Genomic DNA, 4,638 nt, shown 5'->3' with positions numbered 1-4,638 from the left:
GCGCAATTAAAGGATGATTAGGAATAGGATCAAACGCAAACCAGTCACCTGTTAGCTGTCACCTCTCTCCAAAATACTCTCAATTTCTGATAACTGAATAGGTCCAGTCACATTCTGGCTATTGATAATAAAAGAAGGTGTACCAGAAAGACCCAATTTGTAAGCCATTTGTAAGTCTTGTTGAATTGCTTTATCTGCTAAATTGCGATCGCGTTTAAACTTCGCTAAATCTAAATTGAGATTTTTCGCAATATCTAAATATAAACTTTCTCCCAGTTGTTTTTGATTCGTAAACAAAGCATCATGATATTGCCAAAATTTACCTTGTTGATATGCTGCCCAAGCTGCTTTAGCTGCTGGTAATGCTTGGTCATGAATTTGCACCAAAGGGAAATGTTTATAAACTAAGGTGAATTGATTGGGATATTTTGCTAATAAATCTTTGAGAGTTTTATTTGCTTCGGCACAGTAGGGACATTCAAAGTCGGAAAACTCTATTAACACAGTTTTTAATTGTGTCGAACCTGTGGTGGGAGAATCACCAATTACACCTTTTATATTTGTTCTGAAATCTTGTAAAAATTCCTGTCTTGCTTGTTGAACTTTTTGTTGCTGTTCTTCCTGATATGCTTGCACACTTTCGATAATTGCTTTGGGATTTCGGCGAATAATTTCTAATACTTGCTGTTCTAGTTGAGGATCAATTTTCGTGTTAGCTTGTGCAGGGAATGACCAACTAAGAGTTAAACATAATAAGCTGGTAATTGCCAAAATGCGGAGGTTGTGAAAAATTTTCATCATGGTAATATCTTATGCGGATAGATAAACACTTTCTTAGATTACTAGATATTGATGATAATGATAGCATGATACAAAAAAATTATTTTTGGTAATTTCGATGGGTATTTTTTAGGGTATAATATATTAAATTTATATCATCAGTAATGCACACAGATACAATATTTTACCAGATTTTTCTCACTTTCCATACTTTACTATTTGAACTTCTGGGAGAACCGACAGAAAAAGCAGAAGGTTACAAATTCACATCTGTAGAAGTGAAGGAAAAAGCCTTTAGATTTGATGGTATATTTATGCCAGATAGTGGAGAAAAACCGATTTATTTTGTGGAGGTGCAATTTCAACCAAAACCGGAATTTTACTGGGAATTTATTACAGAAATCAACATTTACCTCAATCAATATAAACCTCAGCAAGATTGGCAAGCGGTGGCTTTGTTTGCTAAACGTAGTTTAGATGTGGAAGTATTAACTAATTACCAGCAAGAATTAGTCAATAGTGGTCGCATCAAACGGATTTATTTAGATGAAATATCATCAGGTTCAATTGGGATGGGGTTAATTGAATTAATTGTCAGTAAAGAAAACCAAGCTCCAGAATTAGTTAAGAATTTGATGCAAAGAACGCAAACTGAAATTACCAACAACTCAGAAAGAGAAGGTATTATAGAGTTATTGGAAACTGTGTTGTTGTCGAAGTTTTCGCAATTAACCCGTCAGGAGATAGAAGCGATGTTTTTAGTTAATGATATCAAACAAACAAGGGTATATCAAGAAGCAAAGCAGGAAGGTAGAGAATTGGAAGCAACAAACTTACTGCTGCGTCAGTTATCTAAGAGGTTTGGAAAATTGACAGATAGTTATATCCAGAAAATCAGTAACCTGAAAATAGCACAATTAGAAGATTTAGGAGAAGCGTTATTAGATTTTCGGGATATCAACGATTTAGATGAATGGTTGAAATCCCAAACCTAAATTTAAGCTGGTAAATTTGGGACTTTCAACAAGTCTAAACCTCTCTCAAATATCTCATCAATGGGCAACATTTCTCCAGAATTAGTCATAAATTTATGGTCTTTTGTTGCCTTGATTTTTGAACCATCATTTAAACAATATTCATATAATTCTTGCACTCCCCGATGATGCCATTGGGCAATAGGTTGAGTGTAAACATTACGATTGTTATCAACACTAAATACACTACACTCAATCCGCTTTTCCACAATTTCCCCAATAGGTAAAAAGCCATATTCTACAGTTAAAACCTCAGTTTCATAACTCAAACAATATTCGGCAAACTTCAACATATCCGCAAATAGTTTTTCAGCTACTTGTGGTTTTACACCGTTTTTTGCTGAACCATCTATAAAATTTTGCTTTTGTTTTTCCATCTCCGCTACTTTCTTTTTACCCATAGCGCGACGCAGTAAGTCAGCTTGTCCTAAAGAATAACCTGCCATATCTTGAGCAATTTTCATAATTTGCTCTTGATAAACCATAATTCCATAGGTTTCATTTAATATAGGTTGTAAAAGTTGCGATTCATAATCAATTGCTTCTCTACCATGTTTACGGTTAATAAACTTAGGAATTAATCCCGCATCTAATGGACCAGGTCTATATAATGCCAAAATAGAAGAAATATCTTCAATATTAGAAGGTTTCAAATCTCTCACGATTTGCTTCATTCCTGAAGATTCTAATTGAAAGATACCTTCTAAATCTCCAGATTCTAATAATGAATATGCTTGAGATACATCTTTAGGTAAAGTGCTATGTTCACCTTTAGCTAATATTTTCTGGGCTTTTCTTTCATCACGGGTAATGTCATCAGGATCAATATGATATCCTTTACTTTGTTGTATTAAATCAATGGTTTTCTGAATTAAGGTTAGGTTTCTTAAACCCAAAAAGTCCATTTTTAACAAACCCAGTGATTCTAAATCTTCCATAAAATACTGGGTAATTACTGAGCCGTCGTTATTACGTTGTAAGGGTACAATTTCATCTAATGGTTCTGCGGAAATAACCACACCTGCTGCATGAACACCAAAGGTTTTGTTAGTTCCTTCTATTCGCATGGCCATATCTATCCAGCGGCGAACATTCGGATCATTATCGTATTTTTCTTTAAATTCTGGTGCTGGTGTTTGATCAGAAACCATTACTTTCAATTTAGTTGGTTTACCCCGTACCACTGGGATCATTTTCGCCATTTTATCAGCTTCCCCATAGGGAATATCTAATACTCTGGCGACATCTTTTAATACTGCTTTGGATGTTAAACGGTTAAAAGTGATAATTTGGGCAACTCTATCTACACCATATTTTCTAGTCACATAATCAATTACTTCATCCCGTTTTTCAATACAGAAATCTGTATCAATATCAGGCATGGATTTCCGTTCTGGGTTCAAAAATCGCTCGAACAGTAAGCCATGATGCACGGGATCAATATTAGTAATTCGCATGGCATAAGCAACTAATGAACCAGCCGCAGAACCCCGACCAGGACCGACGGGAATATTATTATCTCGCGCAAATTTGATATAGTCCCACACTACTAAAAAGTAGGTAGAAAAACCCATTTGCTGAATCATTTTTAATTCATACTCTAATCTTTCTTTGTAGACTGGATCTACTTCGTTACGAGATTTGCGGTTTAATCTTTCTAACAGTCCTTGCCAAGCTATTTCTTCAGCGTAAGTATCAGGAGTATGACCAGAAGGAATGGGAGGAGTAGGAATTTTTGGCTCATCCATGATATGATAAGGCTCGACTTTATCCGCTACTTCAACTGTTGTGGCTATGGCTTCTTCTATGACATCATCAGGTAAATGATCACGAAATAACAGTTTCATTTCTTCAGCAGATTTGAGATATTCCGTGCCGCTATATCGCATCCGGTTATCTTCTGTAATTAGTTTACCAGTTTGAATACAAAGTAAAGCGTCATGGGCTTCTACGTCAAAGCAAGAAATGTAATGAGAATCGTTAGTAGCAACAAATTTAATGCCTAATTCACGGGCAATTTTCACTATTTCAACATTGACAATTCTGTCTTCTTGAGAACCGTGATCTTGAATTTCTAAATAAAAATCTTCGCCAAATACTTCTTTATACCATTTGGCAACTTTTCGGGCTGCATCTGGTCTACCACTGAGAATTGCTTGGGGAATTTCTCCTCCTAAACAAGCACTGGTGATAATCAAACCTTCTTTATATTGTTTGAGTAAATCTTTATTAATGCAAGGACGGGAAAAAATACCTTTACCTTGTACACCTTTAAGATTAGAAATTGTGGTGAGTTTAACTAGGTTTTTATAACCTTTGGTGTTTTTTGCTAAAACAACTTGATGATATTTAGGACGGCGTTCTTGTTTTTCAATATCACCGTTAATGATATACATTTCGTTGCCAATAATTGGCTTAATAGTCTTACTGCGGCAGATTTTGATGAGTTCAACTGCGCCATACATGACACCATGATCTGTGAGGGCGATCGCTTTCATTCCTAGTGCGATCGCCTGATCTACTAACTCTGGTAGTTGACTAGCACCGTCTAGCAAACTGTAGTCGCTGTGAATATGCAAAGGTACAAAAGACATAAGCAATTAATAGTGAATAATTAAACGGTTAGAATGCAGCTATTTATACCAGGAGTCAGGAGTCGTAGGGGCGAAGTAGGGGCGAAGTAGGGGCGAAGCATTCGGAAAATAACCTGTGATCAAAATTGATAATTTATCGCCCGAATGCTTCGCCCTTACAGGAAAATAACCTGTGATCAAAATTGATAATTTATCGCCCGAATGCTTCGCCCTTACAGGAAAATAACCTG

The 4,638-nt window shown here is 35.9% G+C and carries 3 protein-coding genes and 1 pseudogene; 1 reads left to right on the top strand and 3 read right to left on the bottom strand.

Annotated features, from left to right (window positions below; all coding sequences use genetic code 11):
- Window positions 1-51: 51 nt before the first annotated feature.
- Window positions 52-801 (bottom strand): thioredoxin domain-containing protein, encoded by a 750-nt coding sequence (locus tag H5968_RS24630; protein ID WP_187042037.1) that lies wholly within the window; start codon window positions 799-801, stop codon window positions 52-54.
- Between the two features lie 143 nt (window positions 802-944).
- Here H5968_RS24630 and H5968_RS24625 point away from each other — a divergent pair, with 143 nt between their 5' ends.
- Window positions 945-1,775 carry a DUF2887 domain-containing protein gene (locus H5968_RS24625; RefSeq protein ID WP_187042036.1) on the top strand — a complete coding sequence of 277 codons (831 nt, stop codon included), beginning with the start codon at window positions 945-947 and terminating at the stop codon, window positions 1,773-1,775.
- Between the two features lie 2 nt (window positions 1,776-1,777).
- On the opposite strand, the gene H5968_RS24620 is transcribed toward H5968_RS24625, so the two are convergent.
- Window positions 1,778-4,408, bottom strand: a complete 2,631-nt coding sequence (locus tag H5968_RS24620) for a DNA polymerase III subunit alpha (RefSeq protein WP_187042035.1) — start codon at window positions 4,406-4,408, stop codon at window positions 1,778-1,780.
- Between the two features lie 39 nt (window positions 4,409-4,447).
- A pseudogene (locus H5968_RS24615) lies at window positions 4,448-4,638 on the bottom strand (hypothetical protein); the annotation flags it as partial.

The sequence above is a fragment of the Sphaerospermopsis sp. LEGE 00249 genome, assembly GCF_014299995.1.
Taxonomy (GTDB): domain Bacteria; phylum Cyanobacteriota; class Cyanobacteriia; order Cyanobacteriales; family Nostocaceae; genus Sphaerospermopsis; species Sphaerospermopsis kisseleviana.
This window is presented reverse-complemented; position numbering and strand designations above follow the sequence as displayed.